Source organism: Nocardia coubleae NBRC 108252, assembly GCF_001612805.1.
GTDB lineage: Bacteria > Actinomycetota > Actinomycetes > Mycobacteriales > Mycobacteriaceae > Nocardia > Nocardia coubleae.
In genome coordinates this window covers 1-17,540 of record NZ_BDBD01000021.1, presented here as the reverse complement: position 1 = coordinate 17,540, position 17,540 = coordinate 1, and the positions used below count along the sequence as shown (strand labels likewise).

17 protein-coding genes are annotated in these 17,540 nt (G+C 67.9%); 7 read left to right on the top strand and 10 right to left on the bottom strand.

Going from position 1 to position 17,540, the window contains the following annotated elements:
• Positions 1–53: 53 nt before the first annotated feature.
• Entirely contained in the window at positions 54–608 is a 555-nt protein-coding gene (locus tag NCO8_RS22860) for a TetR/AcrR family transcriptional regulator (RefSeq protein ID WP_067642190.1), read from the bottom strand.
• A 37-nt stretch (positions 609–645) separates the two neighbouring features.
• Complete coding sequence (locus tag NCO8_RS22855; protein WP_067642189.1) at positions 646–1,599, bottom strand: NAD(P)H-dependent flavin oxidoreductase; 954 nt, start codon at positions 1,597–1,599, stop codon at positions 646–648.
• A gap of 134 nt (positions 1,600–1,733) precedes the next feature.
• On the opposite strand from NCO8_RS22855, the gene NCO8_RS22850 reads away from it, so the two are divergent.
• Positions 1,734–2,030, top strand: a complete 297-nt coding sequence (locus NCO8_RS22850) for a hypothetical protein (protein WP_067642188.1) — start codon at positions 1,734–1,736, stop codon at positions 2,028–2,030.
• Here NCO8_RS22850 and NCO8_RS22845 read toward each other — a convergent pair.
• Positions 1,963–2,544: a TetR/AcrR family transcriptional regulator gene (locus tag NCO8_RS22845; protein WP_067642187.1), complete on the bottom strand. Its 582-nt coding sequence runs from the start codon at positions 2,542–2,544 to the stop codon at positions 1,963–1,965. The two genes, NCO8_RS22850 and NCO8_RS22845, sit on opposite strands and share 68 nt — an antisense overlap.
• A 98-nt stretch (positions 2,545–2,642) precedes the next feature.
• On the opposite strand from NCO8_RS22845, the gene NCO8_RS22840 reads away from it, so the two are divergent.
• Positions 2,643–3,308, top strand: coding sequence for a class I SAM-dependent methyltransferase (locus tag NCO8_RS22840; protein ID WP_245655467.1), 666 nt, complete (start codon positions 2,643–2,645; stop codon positions 3,306–3,308).
• A 71-nt stretch (positions 3,309–3,379) separates the two neighbouring features.
• Positions 3,380–4,021 carry an HD domain-containing protein gene (locus tag NCO8_RS22835; protein WP_067642186.1) on the top strand — a complete coding sequence of 214 codons (642 nt, stop codon included), beginning with the start codon at positions 3,380–3,382 and terminating at the stop codon, positions 4,019–4,021.
• Between the two features lie 2 nt (positions 4,022–4,023).
• Here NCO8_RS22835 and nagB read toward each other — a convergent pair whose 3' ends face one another.
• From nagB to NCO8_RS22815, 4 genes are all read right to left on the bottom strand, one after another.
• A complete protein-coding gene (gene nagB, locus NCO8_RS22830; RefSeq protein WP_067487382.1) occupies positions 4,024–4,803 on the bottom strand; it encodes a glucosamine-6-phosphate deaminase in 780 nt (259 codons plus the stop codon).
• Positions 4,803–6,086 carry an N-acetylglucosamine-6-phosphate deacetylase gene (locus NCO8_RS22825; protein WP_067642185.1) on the bottom strand — a complete coding sequence of 428 codons (1,284 nt, stop codon included), beginning with the start codon at positions 6,084–6,086 and terminating at the stop codon, positions 4,803–4,805. Before NCO8_RS22825 ends, nagB begins: the two co-directional genes overlap by 1 nt.
• A 651-nt stretch (positions 6,087–6,737) precedes the next feature.
• The gene (gene ptsP, locus NCO8_RS22820; protein WP_067642184.1) at positions 6,738–8,402 is read right to left on the bottom strand and encodes a phosphoenolpyruvate--protein phosphotransferase; all 1,665 of its coding nucleotides are present in this window, start codon (positions 8,400–8,402) and stop codon (positions 6,738–6,740) included.
• 6 nt (positions 8,403–8,408) lie between these two features.
• Entirely contained in the window at positions 8,409–9,734 is a 1,326-nt protein-coding gene (locus NCO8_RS22815) for a PTS transporter subunit EIIC (RefSeq protein ID WP_067642367.1), read from the bottom strand.
• Between the two features lie 174 nt (positions 9,735–9,908).
• Between NCO8_RS22815 and NCO8_RS22810 the strand changes: the two genes are divergently transcribed.
• The 3 genes from NCO8_RS22810 to NCO8_RS22800 all read left to right on the top strand — a co-directional run bounded on the left by NCO8_RS22810 (position 9,909) and on the right by NCO8_RS22800 (position 12,143).
• Positions 9,909–10,139: a PTS sugar transporter subunit IIB gene (locus NCO8_RS22810; RefSeq protein ID WP_067487390.1), complete on the top strand. Its 231-nt coding sequence runs from the start codon at positions 9,909–9,911 to the stop codon at positions 10,137–10,139.
• Positions 10,136–10,585, top strand: coding sequence for a PTS sugar transporter subunit IIA (locus NCO8_RS22805; RefSeq protein ID WP_067642183.1), 450 nt, complete (start codon positions 10,136–10,138; stop codon positions 10,583–10,585). The genes NCO8_RS22810 and NCO8_RS22805 overlap by 4 nt, the downstream gene beginning before the upstream one ends.
• Positions 10,586–11,087: 502 nt before the next feature.
• The gene (locus tag NCO8_RS22800) at positions 11,088–12,143 is read left to right on the top strand and encodes a class I SAM-dependent methyltransferase (protein WP_067642182.1); all 1,056 of its coding nucleotides are present in this window, start codon (positions 11,088–11,090) and stop codon (positions 12,141–12,143) included.
• Here the strand turns inward: NCO8_RS22800 and NCO8_RS22795 are convergent.
• Both NCO8_RS22795 and NCO8_RS22790 read right to left on the bottom strand, forming a co-directional pair.
• Positions 12,125–15,469, bottom strand: a complete 3,345-nt coding sequence (locus tag NCO8_RS22795; RefSeq protein WP_157105048.1) for a DEAD/DEAH box helicase — start codon at positions 15,467–15,469, stop codon at positions 12,125–12,127. The genes NCO8_RS22800 and NCO8_RS22795 overlap by 19 nt on opposite strands.
• A gap of 78 nt (positions 15,470–15,547) precedes the next feature.
• Positions 15,548–15,802, bottom strand: coding sequence for a hypothetical protein (locus tag NCO8_RS22790; protein WP_067487404.1), 255 nt, complete (start codon positions 15,800–15,802; stop codon positions 15,548–15,550).
• Between the two features lie 145 nt (positions 15,803–15,947).
• On the opposite strand from NCO8_RS22790, the gene NCO8_RS22785 reads away from it, so the two are divergent.
• Complete coding sequence (locus NCO8_RS22785) at positions 15,948–16,565, top strand: hypothetical protein (RefSeq protein ID WP_067642180.1); 618 nt, start codon at positions 15,948–15,950, stop codon at positions 16,563–16,565.
• A gap of 12 nt (positions 16,566–16,577) precedes the next feature.
• Here the strand turns inward: NCO8_RS22785 and NCO8_RS22780 are convergent, their stop codons facing one another.
• Positions 16,578–17,156 (bottom strand): SanA/YdcF family protein, encoded by a 579-nt coding sequence (locus NCO8_RS22780; RefSeq protein WP_067642179.1) that lies wholly within the window; start codon positions 17,154–17,156, stop codon positions 16,578–16,580.
• Between the last annotated feature and the right edge of the window lie 384 nt (positions 17,157–17,540).

The following is a 17,540-nucleotide window of genomic DNA, read 5'->3' as shown; positions in this document are numbered from 1 at the left end:
CCGATTGGCATATTTTATAGTGATAGAAGAGCCCCGCTGCGAGCGCTGCGGGATCAGACGAGGAGGTCGATGGTGTCGGCCAGCTGATCTAGAGGGCGACGATCGCGGTGTGCTCTGGCCAGCACCAATCCGCCCTCGATCAGGGCGAGTGCCGCCGTGGCGAGGCGTTCGGGCTCGGGGTGGCCGAACGCGGTCAGTCGCTCCCGGATGGCGTCTTCCCAGAGGCGGTAGGTGGCCGAACAAGTTTGTTGCACAGCATCATTGGTCGACGCGGTATCCAATGCCACTGCCGCCACCGGGCAGCCGATGGTCCAGTCGGAGGCTTCGAGTTGATCGCCGAGTAGCCGCAGCATGGTGTGTGCGAATTCCCGTGCGTCGTTCGCTTCGATAGTGCGGATCAACTGCGCCATCTCGGTGCCACTGTCGGTGAGTGCCGCCGAGATCAGCTCGTCCTTACCGCCGGGGAAGTGAAAATACAGCGACCCGCGCGGCGCTCCACTGTCCTCGACGATCTGCTTGAGTCCGGTGCCGAAGTAGCCGCGCGATTCGATCAGCGACCGGGTGGTCCTGATCAGCTTGCACCGTGTTTCGGCTCCTTTTGCACCCACGAGACAAAACTAGACCGGTCAACATATTTTCGCAAGGTCAGCCTGCGGTGAGCAGCTCGGCGGCTTCAGTGCAGAGGCGTGCGATGGTTTCGGCGACCGGTTCCACATGCGTGACCAGCCCGACGCCCTGACCCGCGTCGACCGGCGCGATCCGTGGATCGTCGGCGGCAATGGCCGCGCGCAGATCATCGACACCGGGCGGGTTCTCGTCACCCTCGGCCCTGGTCCACGGATCGGTGAATTCGTTGCGCAGCACCCGCGCCGGATAGATCGGCGGCCACGGCAGGTCGAGTGCCTCGTCGAATTCGGTGGTCACCACGGTGCTGGTGGAATCGGCGGCGAGCATGGCCCGCCGCGCGTTCTCGCCCAGCAGCGACTCCTCGGCGGCGGCCAGACAGGTACCGAGCCACGCGCCCGACGCCCCGGCGGCCAGGACCGCGGCCAATGTCCGTCCGGAACCGATGCCGCCCGCGGCGAGCACCGGCACGCTCGCGATGTCGAGCACCGCGTCGAGCAGCGGCATGAGCGCCAGCCGGTCGGCGCCGTGCCCGCCGCCTTCGCTGCCGCGCGCGACGATCACATCGATGCCCGCCTCCTGTGCCCGGTGTGCACCGGGTACGTCGTAGACCTGCGTGATCGCGAGAATGCCTGCCGCTTGGACCTCGGGCACCCAGGAGAAATCGGTACCGAAACTGATCGACAACGCCCGTGGACGGGCGGCGAGAGCGGTGTCGAGCAGGTCGGCTTCGCGTGTGCGTACCCAGTCGACCAATCCGATGCCCACCGGGGCGCCGCCTGTCTCGCTCAGTTCGCGGCGCAGTGCCTGCGCCGAACCGGCACTGCCCATCCCGATCATGCCGAGCCCACCCGTCTCGGTCACCGCGGCCGCGAGCCGTCCACCCGCCGCGCCGCCCATCGGCGCGTTCACGATCGGGACCCGCAGACCGAGCGAGCGCGACCAGGCGGTGGACAGGACCGGATCGGGGGTCATCGGCGCGGCTCCTCTCGTCCCGGACGGGCGCCGGGCGCGGCAGTTCCCATCATGACAGCCCGAATGAACACGACCTGTCGGCCTGGGCGCGTATGTTCGACGGCACTGCCGCATCGACACCAACGGGGGTCCGGATGACGATCAGAGATCGACTGGAACAGGCCATCACCGAACCGCCGACAGTCTTCGGCGAACCTACCGACACGGCCGATGGCGCCACCGTCATCACCGTCGCTCGCGGCGGCGGATTCGGCAGGCCCGCACGGCCCGTCGGCGTCTTCGTCATTCACGAAGGCCGAGCGCACTGGTCACCGGCGGTCGACGCCAATCGCATTGCCCAACTGGGGGAGTGGATCGGTCTGCTCACCGGCGTGATCCTGGCGCTCGCCCTGTTGCGCCGTCCGCCGTGGCCGGATCTGCGCCGCCACTGATCCCGGTCGCTACCAGCTTCTCGAACTGCTGCCATGCTCGCTCGGCGGGCAGCGGATCGGCCGGGTCGATGATCTCCGCGGTGAGGCCGAGTAGTCCCCAGGACACGAACGCGACGGTGGTCGCGGGCCAATCGCCGAACAGTTCGGCGATCAGTTCCGCCAAACCGCGTCGGTAGGCGTGGATCACGGTGGTCGCCGCTTTGGGCCCCACCAGCGGCCGGTACACCTCGGGATACCGGCCCGCGAGCTGGAACAGCACCCGCAGCCGGCCGAGCGGGGAGGCCCCGGCCGCGGTGTTCGCGATTTCGCGGCGCAGGAATTCGGTGCAGCTCACCAGCAGCAGGTCGTCCTTGTCCCGGTAGTGGGCGTAGAAGGTGGACCGGCCCACGTCGGCGCGTTCGATGATGTCGCTCACCGTCACCCGCTCGTAGCCACGCTCGATCATCAGCTCGATCAGCGCGCGGTGCAGGGCGTCGCGGGTGCGCCGGACGCGGCGATCGGTGTGCTCGGACATCGTGCCTCCCGGACGGATTTCCCGGATCTGTGCGGAAACGGACAGATCGCCACATCTTGCGCCTGGTCGCGGCAACGACCTCGCCCGACCATAGGTTCATGACAGGAAATCAGCTTCTCATTCCCATGTTCGTCGACGACGGCGACACCGGTCTGCTCATCGCGGGCCTGCGCCGCTACAACTTGTTCACCAGTGTGTTCTTCCTCGGCAGGCATCGCGCGCTGCTCACCGAACTCGTCACGGCCGCAGGGGTGCGCCCCGGTGACCGCGTGCTCGATATCGGTTGTGGCCCGGGAAAACTCGTCCGCGCCCTCGGTATCGCGACGGGCTCGACGGGTGCAGCCGTCGGTGTCGACCCGTCGGCGGCCGCCATCGACGACAACCGGCGGCGCGACCGCACACCTCATCACCGATACGAGCAGGGGCCCGCGCAGCGATTGCCTTTCGGTGATGCCGAATTCGATGTGGTGACCAGCACTTTCGTCATGCATCACATCCCGGAGCAACACCGTGCGGAGGCGCTGGCGCAGATGTGGCGTGTGCTGCGTCCCGGCGGCAGGTTGCTGCTTGCCGATGCCTCACCGTCACCTCTAATGCGCAGATTGCTCGCACCGATGTTCGGCGGCTTCGACGCTGTCGATATCCGCCGCTACCGTGACCAGCTGGCGGCCATCGGATTCACCGAGCTCGGCTACACCCAGAGCCGTTATCAGACCGGCGTTCTCACCTGTGTGAAACCCGCATCCGGAGCCGCTCAGCGCTGATCGGCTCGACTTGTCGGTGCCCTCGGCTAGGGTCGGGGCAACAGGATCGCAATCGAGCACGGGGGTGTCGCATGGAGTTCGATCAGCGCGAAGCGCAGGCACGGGAATTCGCCGTCGCGGCGCACGGTGACCAGCGTTATGGGGAGCGGCCGTACGTCACCCATCTCGCGGCCGTGCGCGGTGTGCTCGACGACTTCGGCTTCGGCGGCGATCTCGCGGTGGCGGCCTGGCTCCACGACGTCATCGAGGACACTCCGGTCACCGCCGAAGAGGTCGAATCCCGTTTCGGTCGTGCGGTTCTCGATCTCGTCTGGGCGGTCACCGGCGTGGGCTCGGACCGCAAGGCACGAAACCTGGACGCCTACACCAAGATCGCCGCCCACCCCCGCGCCGTGATCCTGAAACTCGCCGACCGCACGGCCAATGCCGAGGCGAGCCCACCCGCCTCCAGCTGGATGGGCATGTACCGCACCGAGCACCCCACCTTCAAAGCGCATCTCGGCGGATTGCTCGCCGACGACCCGACGGTCGCCCGCATGTGGGAACGTCTCGACCGCCGATTAGGCCCCGAGGTGGCCGCGCCGTCCGCGCAATGGGCCGAGATCGACCGGCTCGTGGCGGCGGGCGAACACGCACAGGCGGTGGCCGCCGTCCGCGCCGCCTTCGACTGCGACCCCGGCGAAGCCGAACGCATCCTGGCCGAGCGCGCCTGACCTCAGAACGACTGCCACACAGGCTTGTTCGCGAGGGCGTACTTGTAATAGTCGGCCAGCTTCAGTTTGCTCGCGGCGGCTTCATCGATCACCACGGTGACATGCGGATGCCACTGCATCACCGAGGCCGGGCAGAACGCCGACAGCGGTCCCTCGGCGGCCGCCGCGATGGCGTCGGCCTTCCCCGCGCCGAGGGCGATCATCACCAGGTGCCGGGCTTCGCGGATGGTGCCGAGCCCTTGGGTGAGCACATGGTGCGGGACGTCGTCGGGGCCGTCGAAGAACCGGGCATTGTCCCGGCGGGTCTGCTCGGTGAGCGTCTTCACCCTGGTCCGTGAGGTCAGCGACGAACCGGGCTCGTTGAAACCGATGTGCCCGTCGGTGCCGATACCGAGCAGCTGCACGTCCACCCCACCGGCGGCGGCGATCGCGGCGTCGTAACGCCTGCCCTCGCCCGCGATGTCGCCCGCCTCCCCGTTCGGGCTCAACACACGCGCAGGATCGAGGTTCACATGATCGACGAATTCCGACCGGATCACCGAGAAGTACGACTGCGGATGGCTTTTCGGCAGCCCGACGTACTCGTCGAGCAGAAACCCGCTGGCCGTGGTGAAGTCCAGTTCGCCGTCGCGGTAGCGGCGCGCCAGTTCCCGGTAACTGCCGAGCGGCGACGACCCGGTGGCCAGGCCGAGAATCGCGTTGCCCTGGCGCACGTAGCCGCCGACGATATCGGCGACCGTGGTTGCCACTTCGTGTTCGTCCGCGCGGATCACGATTTCCATCAGCTTCCTTCCGTTCCGGCGACGAACACCCGCCGCACCTGCCATTGCCGATCGACCACGAGCACATCGGCCCGCGCACCCGCCCGCAACGTGCCGCGCTCGGCCTCGAGCCCGAGCACCCGCGCAGGCGTGCGCGTGGCAGCCCTGACCGCATCGATGAGGGGGATACCCGCATGCTCCACCGACCACCGCACCACCTCGAGCAGTGTCGCCGTGCCACCCGCGATAGCGCCGGGCGAACCGTCTTCGGTGGCGAGCCGGGCGATCCCGTGCCGCACCTGCACATCCAGGGCGCCGAGCCGGTAATCACCGTCGCTCATCCCGGCAGCCGCCATCGCGTCCGACACCAGGGCGATCTGGTCGGCGCCGACGGTGTCGAACACCATCGCGACGGTCTCGGGCGCCAGATGCACACCGTCGGCGATCAACTCGACGACCATCTCGCCGCGGCCGGCGGCGGCCAGGCAGGCGGCAGCGGGTCCGGGCCTGCGGTGATGCAGCTCGGGCATCCCGTTGAACAGGTGGGTGGCGGTGATCGGTTCGCCACCGAACCGCACTGGCCCGCCGGCTTCGGTTCGCGCCGCTCCGGAGCTGTCGGAGGGCTGCGGAGCCGTACCGGGGCTTCGTCGTGCGGGTGCCTGCTCGGTCGTTCCGCGCGGGTGGACCCACTCGGCGATCCGAGCCGACGTCGTCGCCGCGTCGGCATCGGTATGCCCCAGGCTCGGCAGCACACCGTATTCGCGCATCGCGCTGAGCAATTCGCCGAAGTGCGCGGTTTCGGGCGCCAACGTCATCGACCGGACGGTCCCGCGCGACGCCCGGTAGATCCGCTCGAACAGCATCGGATCACCGGCGACGATGGCCGCCGGATCCTGCGCACCACACCGCACCGCATTGATGAACGGCCCCTCGAGATGAACCCCGAGCAGTTCCCCGTCGTCCACCAGATCCGCCAGCACCGCCGCCTGCTCGACCAACACCTCCGGCGCCGCCGACACCAAGCTGCCGAGCAACCCAGTCGTACCGTGCGCGCGATGGTGCGCCGCCGCAACCCGCGCCCCCGCCCCGTCGGCATTGGGAAACCCGAACCCGGCCCCACCGTGACAATGCAGGTCGATCAACCCGGGCAGCACAAGGTCATCCGTCGCCTCCGGAAGTTCCTGCGGGCGTGGATAACTCGCCGCCGCACCAACCCACGTAATCGTCGCCCCATCGAATTCGACCACACCATCGGCAATCTCACCCTCACCCGTCCCGACAACACACCCCCGCAAGGCAGTCACGCCGACCCACCTATCCCTCTCCCAATACCGCCGGATACCGGCCTGCCCGCAACCGCCGCACCCCGCAGGCCCATGATCGACCAGCGCGCCGGCAGCGGCCCAACCGTTGGCAGCGTCGTTGCCCGGTATGCGCCGACCACTACCCCCGCCGCTGGCCCGACCGCTGAAATTCTTGCTGCCGGAAGCTCGGCTGCCACGACCGCGGCCAACGGTTCGACTGGTTGCACCGTTCCCGCCGGGAACGTGCCCGCCACTACCGTGAGCGGGTGTCCCGCGACCGCTGGTTGCGCGATCGCGGACAGCCTTGCTGCTGGAAGCTCGGCTGCCACGACCGCAGCCGCCGCCCCGGCCGATGGCATCGTTACTGCCGGGGACATGGTCGCCACGACCGAAGGTGGCGTCCCGACCTGGGACGCAGTTGCCACTGGTTCGGCTGCCACAACCGCCGCTGCCCGCCTGGCCGGTGGCACCGTTGCTGCCGGGAGCGTGCCCGCCATGACTGCGGGCGGTTGTCCCGCGGCCGCTGGTTGCCCGATCAGTGACATCCCCGCTGCCAGGGGGACCGCCGCCACCACGCTGTCGGCGGCCGAACGTCGCACACCGCGCGCAGCCGCAGCGACCACCGAGCCGCTCGACCCCGCCGTCACCACCTCATGCCCGTCCAACGATCGCCGCGACCACCTCACGTGCCGTCTGTGGCCCACGCGCAGCGCACGCCGCATCGGCCGCTTCCTGGCAACGCTGAATGTCGATCCCTGCCAGGGCGGCTCGGACAGCGGGCAAGGCGGGTACCGACATCGACAGGCTCGTCACTCCGAGCCCGACCAGCACCGGGGCGAGCAGGGGATCCGACGCCGCCTCACCGCATACACCGACGGACTTGCCCGATGCCGTTCCCGCAGCGCCGACCATCGCGATCAAGTCGAGCACCGCGGGCTGCCAGGGATCGAGGAGCTGCGCGAGGCTGCCCGCCATCCGGTCCGCCGCACAGGTGTACTGGCTGAGGTCGTTGGTACCGATGCTCACGAAGTCCAGGTGCGCCAGCAGATCGGCCGCCCGCAATGCCGCCGCCGGGATCTCGATCATCGCCCCGACCTTGCGCACCCCGGATTCCCTTGCCAGCGCGGCGAATCCGGCCGCCTCGTCGGCCGTGGCGACCATCGGCGCCATCACCCACAGATCGGCACCGGTCGCCTCACCCGCGCGAGCCAAAGCGGTGAGCTGGGTGGCCAGTGTCTCCGGGAACACCGACCCGATCCGCAATCCGCGCACACCGAGCGCCGGATTCTCCTCGGTCCCGAGATCGAGAAACGGCAGCGGCTTGTCCGAGCCCGCGTCGAGCGTGCGCACCACCACGCGGCGGCCCGCGAACTGTTCGAGAACCGCTGTGTAAGAGGCGGTCTGCTCGTCCAGCGAAGGCTCCGACGCCTTGCCGAGGTACATGAACTCGGTACGGAACAGGCCCACACCCTCACTGTCGACCGGCGCCGCCTTCACCGCGTCGTCGACCGTGCCGATATTGACCAGCAGGTGCACCGGGGTGCCGTCGGCCGTGCGCCCCGGCCCACTGGCCGCCGCGAGCCGCGCCTTGTCGGCGGCCGCCTGCTCGGCCGCCGCCTGCTGACGCTCGGGGCTCGGGTCGATCACCACTTCACCGGTCGACCCGTCGAGCAGCACCGGTGCGCCATCGACGAGCTTGTCGGTCTGCGGGCAGTTCACCACAGCGGGCAGTCCGAGCGATTTCGCCAGGATGGCGGTATGACTGGTCGGCCCGCCTTCACTGGTGAGCAGGCCGACCACATCACTGCCACCCAGCATCGCCGTGTCGGCCGGCGCCAGATCGCGCGCGACGAGCACGAACGGAAACCCCGGCTCGGGGATGCCCGGCATCGGTTCACCGAGCAGCACCGCGATGGTTCGCCCGCCGATATCGCGCAGATCGGTCGCGCGTTCGGCCATGTATCCGCCCAGTGCCTCGAGCTTGGCGCAGAACCCTTCGAATGCCAGGTGCACGGCGTGTGCCGTCGGCATTCCCGCCTTCAATTCCTTCTCGGCGGCGGCGACGATGCCCGGGTCGCGGGCCATCGTCGCCGACATCGAAAGGATCTCCGCCGCAACACCGTCCACGCGCGACGCCCTGGCGGCCATTTCGTCGGCCACCCCCGCGAGCGCCGCTTTCACCCGGGCCAGTTCCTCGTCGGGTGGCCCGCCGACCGGGTCCTGCGCGGAGGTCTCGAGTTGCGAACCGAATCGCAACCACGGCGCACACACCACCCCGGGACTGACCCCGAGCCCACGGATCACCTGTTCCGGCATCGGGCGTCACTCACCTTCCGGCTTCTTGTCCAGCTTCGTCTCGGTTCCATCGTTTCGAGTATCGCCGCTGTCCGCCGCTACGGGTTCGGCTTGCGCCTCGGCCACGCCGGAGACCTCGTCATCGGTCTCCGCCTCGCGGCCCGGCGTACGCAGGTTCCACTTCTTGATCACGAAGCTGAACAGGAGGTAGTACACCAGCGCGTACCCGAGGCCGATCGGGATCAGCAGCCACGCATCGGTCGCCTTGCCGAAGTTGAGCAGATAGTCGATTGCGCCTGCCGAGAAGGTGAAACCGTCGTGGATGCCGAGTGCGTTCACCAAGGCCATCGACGTGCCGGTCAGGATCGCATGCACCACGTACAGCGGCCACGCCACGAACATGAACGAGAACTCGAGCGGCTCGGTGATGCCGGTGACGAACGCGGTGAGCCCGGTGGAGAGCATGATGCCGCCGACCAGCTTCTTCTGCGACGGCCGCGCATTGCGCCAGATGGCGAAGGCAGCGGCGGGGAGCGCGAACATCATGATCGGGAAGAAGCCGGTCATGAAGGTGCCCGCGCTCGGGTCGCCCGCGAAGAATCGGTTCAGGTCGCCGCGCACCAGCTGACCGGAAGCATCGGTGTAATCGCCGACGAGGAACCAGACCGTGGAGTTCAGAATGTGGTGCAGACCTGTGGGAATCAGCAACCGGTTGGCCGCGCCGTAGACACCGCCACCGACCACCGAATTGTCCGCGACCGCCTCACCGACCCAGGTGAGCGCCGAGTTGAACGCCGGATACAGGAAGGCCATCGCGACACCGACCACCAGACCGGTGACGGCGGTGAGAATGGGAACGAGCCGCCTGCCGTTGAAGAACCCGAGAAAGTCGGGCAGCTTCGTGCGATAGAACCGCTGCCACAGGATCGCCGAGAGCAGACCCATCACGATGCCGCCGAGCACGCCGTAGTTGATCAGCGCCTGGGCGCCCTTGGGGTCGGTCTTGCCTTCCAGCACGATCGGCGACATCGCCTTGAACACCCCGTCGATCACCATGTAGCCGACCACCGCGGCCAGCGCGGTCGACCCGTCGGCCTTCTTGGCCCACCCGATGGCGATGCCGACGGCGAAGATCAGCGGCAACCAGGTGAACACCGCCTGGCCTGCCGCCGAGATCACCGACGCCGCGCTTTCCAGTGCGGAGAAGCGGCCGAGTAGATCGTCCTGGCCGAGACGCAACAGGATGCCCGCCGCGGGAAGCACGGCGATGGGCAGCATCAGGCTGCGCCCGAGGCGCTGCAATCCCGCGAATGTCTTGGATTCTTGCTTGGGGCTGTCGGTAACGGCAGTCATGTCGACCTTCTTCGTCCAGCGGTTGTGAACCAGTGGCTCTGACGGGTACTGTCCGGTCATAACCAGTTGTCAGTTTGACCAGGTGGCCGACGGATGTCAACCGTGAAATATGACGTGGCGCACAACCGAGGCTCCCATACTGGAACCGGCTACCACCGCGGAAAGGGAGAACACATGTCCAAAGCGGAAGCGATCGTCCAGGGCCTGGGCGGCGCGGAGAACATCGTCGAGATCGAGGCGTGCATCACCCGATTGCGCACCGAGGTGCGCGACGGCGCCAAGGTCGACGAGGCCGCGCTCAAGGCGGCAGGCGCCCACGGCGTCCTCAAGTCGGGCACCGTCGTGCAGGTCGTCGTCGGCCCTGAAGCCGACACGCTGGCCGAGGACATCGGGGACATCCTGTGAACGTCGCCGCCCCCCTCGCCGGCCGCGTCATCCCGCTGTCGGAAGTTCCCGACCAGGTCTTCGCCGATCAACTGGTCGGCTCCGGCGTGGCCGTCGACCCCGACCGCACCCGAGGCCCCCTCACCGTCACCGCCCCCATCAGCGGCAAGCTCCTCAAACTCCACCCCCACGCCTTCGTCGTCTTCGGCGGTGGCGTCGGCGTCCTGGTCCACCTCGGTATCGACACGGTGAAACTCAAAGGCGAAGGCTTCACCCTCCACGCCACCGAAGGCGACACCGTCGAGACGGGCACCCCCATCGTCACCTTCGACCCCACCGAGATCGCCGCCACCGGCAACCCGATCATCTGCCCGATCGTCGTAATGGACTCCCCGAAGAACTCCATCAATCCCGACACGATCGACACAGTCGTGGAACCCGGTGAACCCCTGTTCGATACGCCTTAACGGCCCTTTCGAAGACAGCCGATAATCAGCTGTTCTGGCAGCCGATTCCGTTCCCGTCGGCATCGAGCCCATAGTCGTCGGGGCCGTTTACTCGAACCGGGCCCGTGTATTCGGGCCCGTCCCCGCTGCCGCCGCACAGTCGACATCGGGGGCGATCGGAACGCACGGATCGTAGGAGGGATGGCACTCGCGCGGCGGCGGCGGTGGCGGTGGACAGAACTGACTCGATCCGCTGTTGCACAGCAGATCGGTGACGGGATCAGCACTGGCTTGCGCCGGAAGGACGACAGCGAGAGCTATCGCGGCACAACAGGCTGGTCCGAGAAATGAGCTCGGCCTCATGACAACTCCGATCCTGGGAACTCTGCCCAGCCTCGCGCAAACAGGCGGCAACCGACAGCGGTGAGATCGAATCGTTGAGCGCATGGTGAACCGTGACGTTTCCTTGTCCGTTCTCCTGTCAGCGGGCCGTTCGGGCCTACATCGAATCGGGAGGACCCAAGTGAGCGCAGTGGAGCAGACCAGTGAGCAGTTCGCGCAGCGATTGTTCGAAGCGGCGCTCGGCACGGTCGACATCCTGGCCATTCATCTGGGCGACCGGCTCGGCTGGTACTCGGCGCTGGCCGCCGGCCCCGCCGACGCGGCCGAACTCACCACCCGCGCTGGCGGCGACCGCCGATACGCGCAGGAATGGCTCGAACAGCAAGCGGCCACAGGCATCCTCACGGTGACGCCGGACGGCCGCTTCGCCCTCCCGGCGGGCCCGGCCGAGGTGCTCACCGACACGAACAGCCTGGACTACCTCGCCCCGCTCGCCCGGATGCTGGCCGGTGCGGCGGTCCAGCTCCCCGCCCTGGTGCGCGCGTATCGCGAGGGCGGCGGTGTCGGTTGGTCCGAATACGGCACCGACGTGCGCGAATCCCAAGCCGACATGAACCGTCCCTGGTTCGAACACCGCTTGGCCGTCGACCTCGCCACCGTCCCCGACGTCCATGCCCTGCTGTCGGCTCCCGGCGCCCGAGTCGCCGATATCGGCTCCGGCGGCGGCTGGTCCTCGATCGCCCTGGCCCGCGCCTACCCCGACCTGCGGGTCGACGGTTACGACATCGACCCGCCGTCGATCGCCATGGCCACCGCCAACGCCGCCGACCTCGCCGACCGCGTCCACTTCCACCACGCCGACGTCACGACCGACCTCCCGGAATCGGCCTACGACGTCGTCTTCGCCTTCGAATGCGTGCACGACATGCCGTACCCGGTCGAGGTGCTCTCGGCGGCACGACGTGCGCTGCGTCCCAGCGGGGTGGTGATCGTGATGGACGAGGCCGTCGACCCGGACTTCGCTTCTCCCGCAAGCGATGTCGACCGCCTCATGTACGGCTTCAGCCTGCTCGTCTGCCTGCCGGACGGCATGGCGCACCCCGGTTCGGCGGGTACCGGAACCGTGATGCGCGCCGAGCAACTGGAGGAGTACGCGCACAAGGCGGGCTTCACCACCCTCGACATCCTGCCCATCGAGAACTTCGGCTTCTGGCGGTTCTACCGGTTGACGGTCTGAGCGACCAGCTGATCGGACTCGGCCGGCCAATGCCGGGCGAGCACGTCGAAATACCGCTGGCTGCTCCACAATCGGTAGTTGCCGATCACGTACACCCGCCGCCGCGCCCGCGACACCGCCGCGTTCAGCACGTTCGGGTTGGCCGCGGCCCAGCGTCGCGAACCGCCCGCGGCGGGTGAGGTGCCGAGTACCAGCACGACCACCTCGGCCGAATTGCCACGCATGCCATGGATCGTGCCCACCTGGGCGGCGGCGAACTCGTCTCCGAGCACCTCGCGGGCGACGCGCCGCGCACCGTCGGCGACATCGCGGAACGGGCTGACCACCCGGATGTCGTCGGCCGCGACCCCGTCCTCCCGCAACTCCGTCAGCAAGGAACCGAGCGCCTCACCTTCGCCGGGAATCCAGTTCCCTTCGGCGCGTGCGGATCTCACATCGATCCACCGATCGTGTCCGGGGAAGTCGGGCCGCTCGGGCGTGCCGAAGACGAGCAGGTCGTCGTCGTAGGCGATCCGATGGGTCAGCTCGAAGATCGGCAGATCGCTGCGCCGATGCACCCGCAACGGTGTTCCCACCCACACCGGCCGGTCGTAATCGGCGGGTGTCAGCCAGGTCCCGAACCGCACGCCACGATCTGCCGCCTGCCGCGCCGAGGCCAGATCCGGCATCCACTCCGCATCGAGCCCGTACTGGCGAACCAGCGCTTCCTGCGCCGAAGTCGGCAGCGTCACAACGGGTCCCAGCTGACGATGATCTCCGACGATCACCGCCCGGCGCGCGCGCCACAGACCACCCGCCACCGCCTGCGGCGCGGCCTGGCCCGCGTCGTCGACGAACAGCCAACCGAGCGCCTCACGCCCCAGCCCGGCGAATAACTTGGGCAACGCGGCGAACGTCGTCGTGAGCATCGGCACCGCGAGGAACAGCGTCTGCCAGGCGGCCGCGATGGTTTCCGGCTTCGGCGCCACCGCGAGCTCGTCGCGGATCAGCGCGATCGCCACGATCAAGTTGTCGCGCACCCGGGGCGCGGCGTTCAGCAGCAGCGCCCGATGCAGCCGCAGCGCCGAGAGGAAGAGCTCACGCCGAGCTGTCGAGTACTGCTCGTCGGCCCACGGATTGCACAGCTGGAACTGCTCGTCGTCCGCGGCGACATCACCGAAAGGAATTGTCTCCGACCAGTTCTCGCGCGCCGCTTCGATGATGTCGAGTGCTCGTGCCCGCCGGTCGGTCAAAGCGACGTGGTCACGGATGAGGGTGCGCCCGTGCTCGGCTGCCTGCGCCCACTGTTCACGCGCATGGTCGACCTCGCCCTGTCTGCGCCGCATCTCCGCCTCGGCGTCGTGGCGTTCACGCAACAACTCGTTGGAGCGCGCACTCCATCGCCGGCCGGCGCGGAATCCGGTGGACAACGACTCCGCGAATCCTGGTTTACGCCCGCCGTGCTCGGTGAGCAACGTGCTGACCCGATGATGCGTGGCCTGCGCCGCGCGCAGCTGTTCGGTTGCCTGCTGATGCTGTGCGCGCCAGTGTGCGTGTGCCGCATCGGCATTGGCGATCTCCGCCGACAGCGACAGCAGGTCGTCGTTCATCGCAGGCAGTTCGGCGACCGCGTCGGCCACGTCCTGACGCTGCTGTGCGAGCGTTCGAACGTGCTCGCGCCTGCTCTCGAAGTCGCGCACGGCGGTCTGCCAGTCGGGCACCGAATCCGGGTCCGCCTCGGCCTGTTTGAGCAGATCGAGCATTCCCGCCGAACCGGCATGGGCCTTGCGCTCGGTGGCGAACCGGTCGCCGAACCAGAACTGCTCGCCGAAGGTTCGTCTCGCCCCGCCGAGCGCCGATGCGATCAATCCCCACGCGGGTTCGCCGCTGACGAATTCGGCCAGCTCGCCGAAGTGGTTGATCCGCACGTCGGAGTCGATCGCGTCGCGGTGCTGGATCTCGGCCACCACATCGGCGGCGCTCCGGTCGCTACCGGTGGCGAGCACCACCTCGAACCCGGTCGTCTCGGGGGCGAGCCGATGCGCACCGACGGTGTAGTTCTTGGCGACCTGCACCTGCTCGGTGACACCGGTGAACACATCCATCGGGTCGTCGAAAGCGGCCAGCCGCTCCGCTCTTTCGACCACGATCGCCGCCAGCAGGTCCCGCAGCATAGTCGTCGTTCCGGTGCCCGGCGCGCCGTGCACGGCGAAAATCCCCGCGCTGTCGCGCAGTTCGGTCATCGCCTGATCTACCGCGAACTGCTGGCCCGCGACGAGCGGATCACCCGGCCACCGCCCGTCCGGCACGCGCTGGGGCAGCAGCCCTTCGACCATCACGTCCTGTCGTTGACGAACGTCGATCCGCTGATCTATGGGCAAGGTTTCACTCGCCGCGAGGTAGTCCCGCAGCGCTGCGCCGACGTCCCCACGCTCCACCGCCGCGGCGAGCGCACGCAGCTCCACGCCCAGTCCGCTGTTGAGCCGGTCCTCGGTCGCCGTGCTGTCGGCATCCCTGGCCGCGACCTGCACGCACGCCACCCGCACCCCGCCTGCCCGTAGTTCGGACCGGATGGAGAGTGCCCCACACAGATCCCCCGCGAACGTCTGCAATGCCCGCCCGGTCACCAGCGGCGTACCGAATTCCTCGTTCGCCATGACGCCGCGCACGAACGCGGTGGCCGACATCCCCGCCAGCCCCGGCGAAACGACACCGTCCGCGCCTGCCGCGATCAGCGACGCGCCGACGCCACGACCGACCACATCCAGGGCACGCCAACGCGGGCCGGGATCGTCGGTCTCCGGGTCGACGCTCGGTACCTCGGTGGTCAGCAGGTCGAACGCGGCGGTGAATGCCGAGGAGTCGTGCTCGAACCCGTCGGCCCACCCCGGGTCGGCGGGGCCGGGGGAGCGCAACCGGTTGATCGCCCACGCCAGCCCCGACAGCGTCGCCGATCCCTCGACGACCATGCCGTCGTCGCTCAATGTCACCGCGAAAGTGGCTGTGGTTCCGGACTGACGCGCGTCCGCCTCGAGGCCGTCCCGACCGAAGGCGCGCATCAGCGATTCACGCGCACGCCCCACTTCGAACAACCCGCCGAACACCACGAACTGCCATACCCGGCCCGGTTGCAGCGCGGGGAGCGCGGTGAGGTCTTCCCACGGTGCCGGTTCGTCGGCGCCGAGTTCCACCACCAGCGCACCGGTTTCGCGGCAGACGCCGATCTCCGGTACCAGTTGCGGCCCGAACAGTTCGACGGTCCGCCAGAAACGCACGAGCCGCGCGGCATGCTCGGACCCGTTCACGATGCACCCCATTCCGTCGGCCAGCATGCTGACAACTCGCACCACGGTACGTGATGGCGCGTGCACGGGCACGGTAGGCCGATGGTCCCGTCGCCGTCGACGAGACCATCGGCGCTGGTCCTACAGGCGAGGCAGGCACCCGGCGGCCCGAAGCCGCGCCGCCAGCGACGAATTCACCATCGCACTCGACCCGCCTCCGCCGGTGAGCGCCACCAGCACGTCACCACCGAGCCCGGCGCCGATCGAGCACCCGAGCACATTGACGTCGATGTAGATGTTCTCCTTGGACTCCGGTTCCGCGACAGCCGAACCGGCCCCCACCGCCGTGGCGGCCACAACGGCCAGCATGATCCCAACAGCTTTGACGATGCGCACTAGCTCTCCTCGAATTGCGGTGATCGGAATCGGTCCATCCGGTCGCGGACCGACGAGAGGGTTGACCGAACCCCCTCCACAGAAACCTTGAGTCCGGTCCATATTGCGTTTGACGGCCGAACCCCCGGAACCGCACGCTGACCCGATGGACGAGTTGCACCGCGCCGCAGACCTGTTCGCCGTCGGCGAGCTGGACGAGTCGCATCTGACGATGATCGGCGCCGATGCTTTGGCCCGAGGGGTCGATTCCCCGGCGCTGATCGAACTCGCCTGCCTGCACCGAACCGATTGCCGCGACGCCCCGGAACTGTTCCGCACTGCGCTCGCCGAACTCGAGATCGTTCACCTCGGGGGTTGGCGCGACCGGGAGGTAGCTGTCCGGCTCAGGCGCGCGAATCGCAACGCCGCCGCGCTACTGGCCGACGAAGGAGACTCCGACGAGTGCCTGAGCCTGATCTTCACTGATCTGTTCGAGCTGAGGATGCGTCCCGAGCCCGAACCACCGGAGTTGGAGGAACTGGCCTGGGACTTCTACACCATGCAGATCAGCCTGGAGGACGGCCTGGATGCCGCGATCATCTGGGACGAGATCCGCGCAGGATGCCGAAACCTGCTGGCTGGCCCTCCCTATGCGCCTGTGTACCCGCGGGCCGGCCGGGTGAATGAAACCCCGCCCGAGCCGCACATCCCTGCGGAAACACCCGACCGTCCGAGGCTGCTGGATCGACTTCGCGCCGGGCTCGCAGCAATCCTGCGCCGATAACCCTTTGGCAGATCAGCGCAGGACCATCTCCACGACCGCCTTGGGCGCCGCCAACCATTCCCGGATGTTGTTGCGCACCTCGGTGGCCCGCCTGCACTCGCAATAGGCGACAACCCCGTCGGCGTCGATATCCGCCGCCCGGCACAGCGCGACGGCCCGAGGCAAATGCTGGTACTGGCTGACGATGATCGCGCGCTTCACCCCGAACATCGACCGCGCCCGCTCACAGGTCTCCCGCGTGGAAAACCCTTCCCCATCCGCTCGCACGATGCCCGGATCCACTCCGTGCTCGAGGAGATAACGCCGCATCGACACGATCTCGTCGCCGGAAGTCCCGCCGGCATCCCCGGACAGCAGGATCTCACGCGCCTTCCCCGCCGCGACCAATTCGATCGCCACATCCAGGCGACCCCGCAGATACGCCATCGGCGTCCCGTCCGGCGCGACCCGCGCACCGGGAACAATGACAACCGGAACAGTGGGCGCACCGGCCACATCACTGCGATGCCCCGACGACAACATCCACATGGTCGCATTGGCACAGACCGTCACCAACACCACGCCACTCGCCAGCACCACGCCGGCCTTCATAACGCGACGTAACCGCCGCCGCCTTCCACTACGTTCCTCGCTCAACGCGCGACCCTCCCATTGTTGTGGTTCGAAACCCGGCCTGACTAGGGAATTTGACATCGGAATTCCAGCCACGTAACTTTATTCCAGTCAGAGCGACACGGACACCGACCCGGTGCCGAAGAGCTGGTCCGACAGGGCCGCTACGGTACAGGGAAACGAGGTAGGACGATGAGCGCCTGACCGATCATGTGTTCAGAGGTCTTCCGGATTTGCGTTCGGTCGAAGCTCTGAGCTACAGTACGAGCCCTTGCCTCACTGAAGCCCTTCACCGGGTGAATGTTTGTGCGTGTGTTCTTTGAGAACTCAATAGTGTGTCGATGAATGTCAGTGCCAATATTA

Coding starts and splice junctions, on each gene's coding strand:
- NCO8_RS22855 (WP_067642189.1), bottom strand. CDS start 1,599: ATGACCCCCGATCCGGTCCTGTCCACCGCCTGGTCGCGCTCGCTCGGT.
- NCO8_RS22850 (WP_067642188.1), top strand. CDS start 1,734: ATGACGATCAGAGATCGACTGGAACAGGCCATCACCGAACCGCCGACA.
- NCO8_RS22845 (WP_067642187.1), bottom strand. CDS start 2,544: ATGTCCGAGCACACCGATCGCCGCGTCCGGCGCACCCGCGACGCCCTG.
- NCO8_RS22840 (WP_245655467.1), top strand. CDS start 2,643: ATGACAGGAAATCAGCTTCTCATTCCCATGTTCGTCGACGACGGCGAC.
- NCO8_RS22835 (WP_067642186.1), top strand. CDS start 3,380: ATGGAGTTCGATCAGCGCGAAGCGCAGGCACGGGAATTCGCCGTCGCG.
- nagB (WP_067487382.1), bottom strand. CDS start 4,803: ATGGAAATCGTGATCCGCGCGGACGAACACGAAGTGGCAACCACGGTC.
- ptsP (WP_067642184.1), bottom strand. CDS start 8,402: ATGCCGGAACAGGTGATCCGTGGGCTCGGGGTCAGTCCCGGGGTGGTG.
- NCO8_RS22815 (WP_067642367.1), bottom strand. CDS start 9,734: ATGACTGCCGTTACCGACAGCCCCAAGCAAGAATCCAAGACATTCGCG.
- NCO8_RS22810 (WP_067487390.1), top strand. CDS start 9,909: ATGTCCAAAGCGGAAGCGATCGTCCAGGGCCTGGGCGGCGCGGAGAAC.
- NCO8_RS22785 (WP_067642180.1), top strand. CDS start 15,948: ATGGACGAGTTGCACCGCGCCGCAGACCTGTTCGCCGTCGGCGAGCTG.
- NCO8_RS22780 (WP_067642179.1), bottom strand. CDS start 17,156: ATGAAGGCCGGCGTGGTGCTGGCGAGTGGCGTGGTGTTGGTGACGGTC.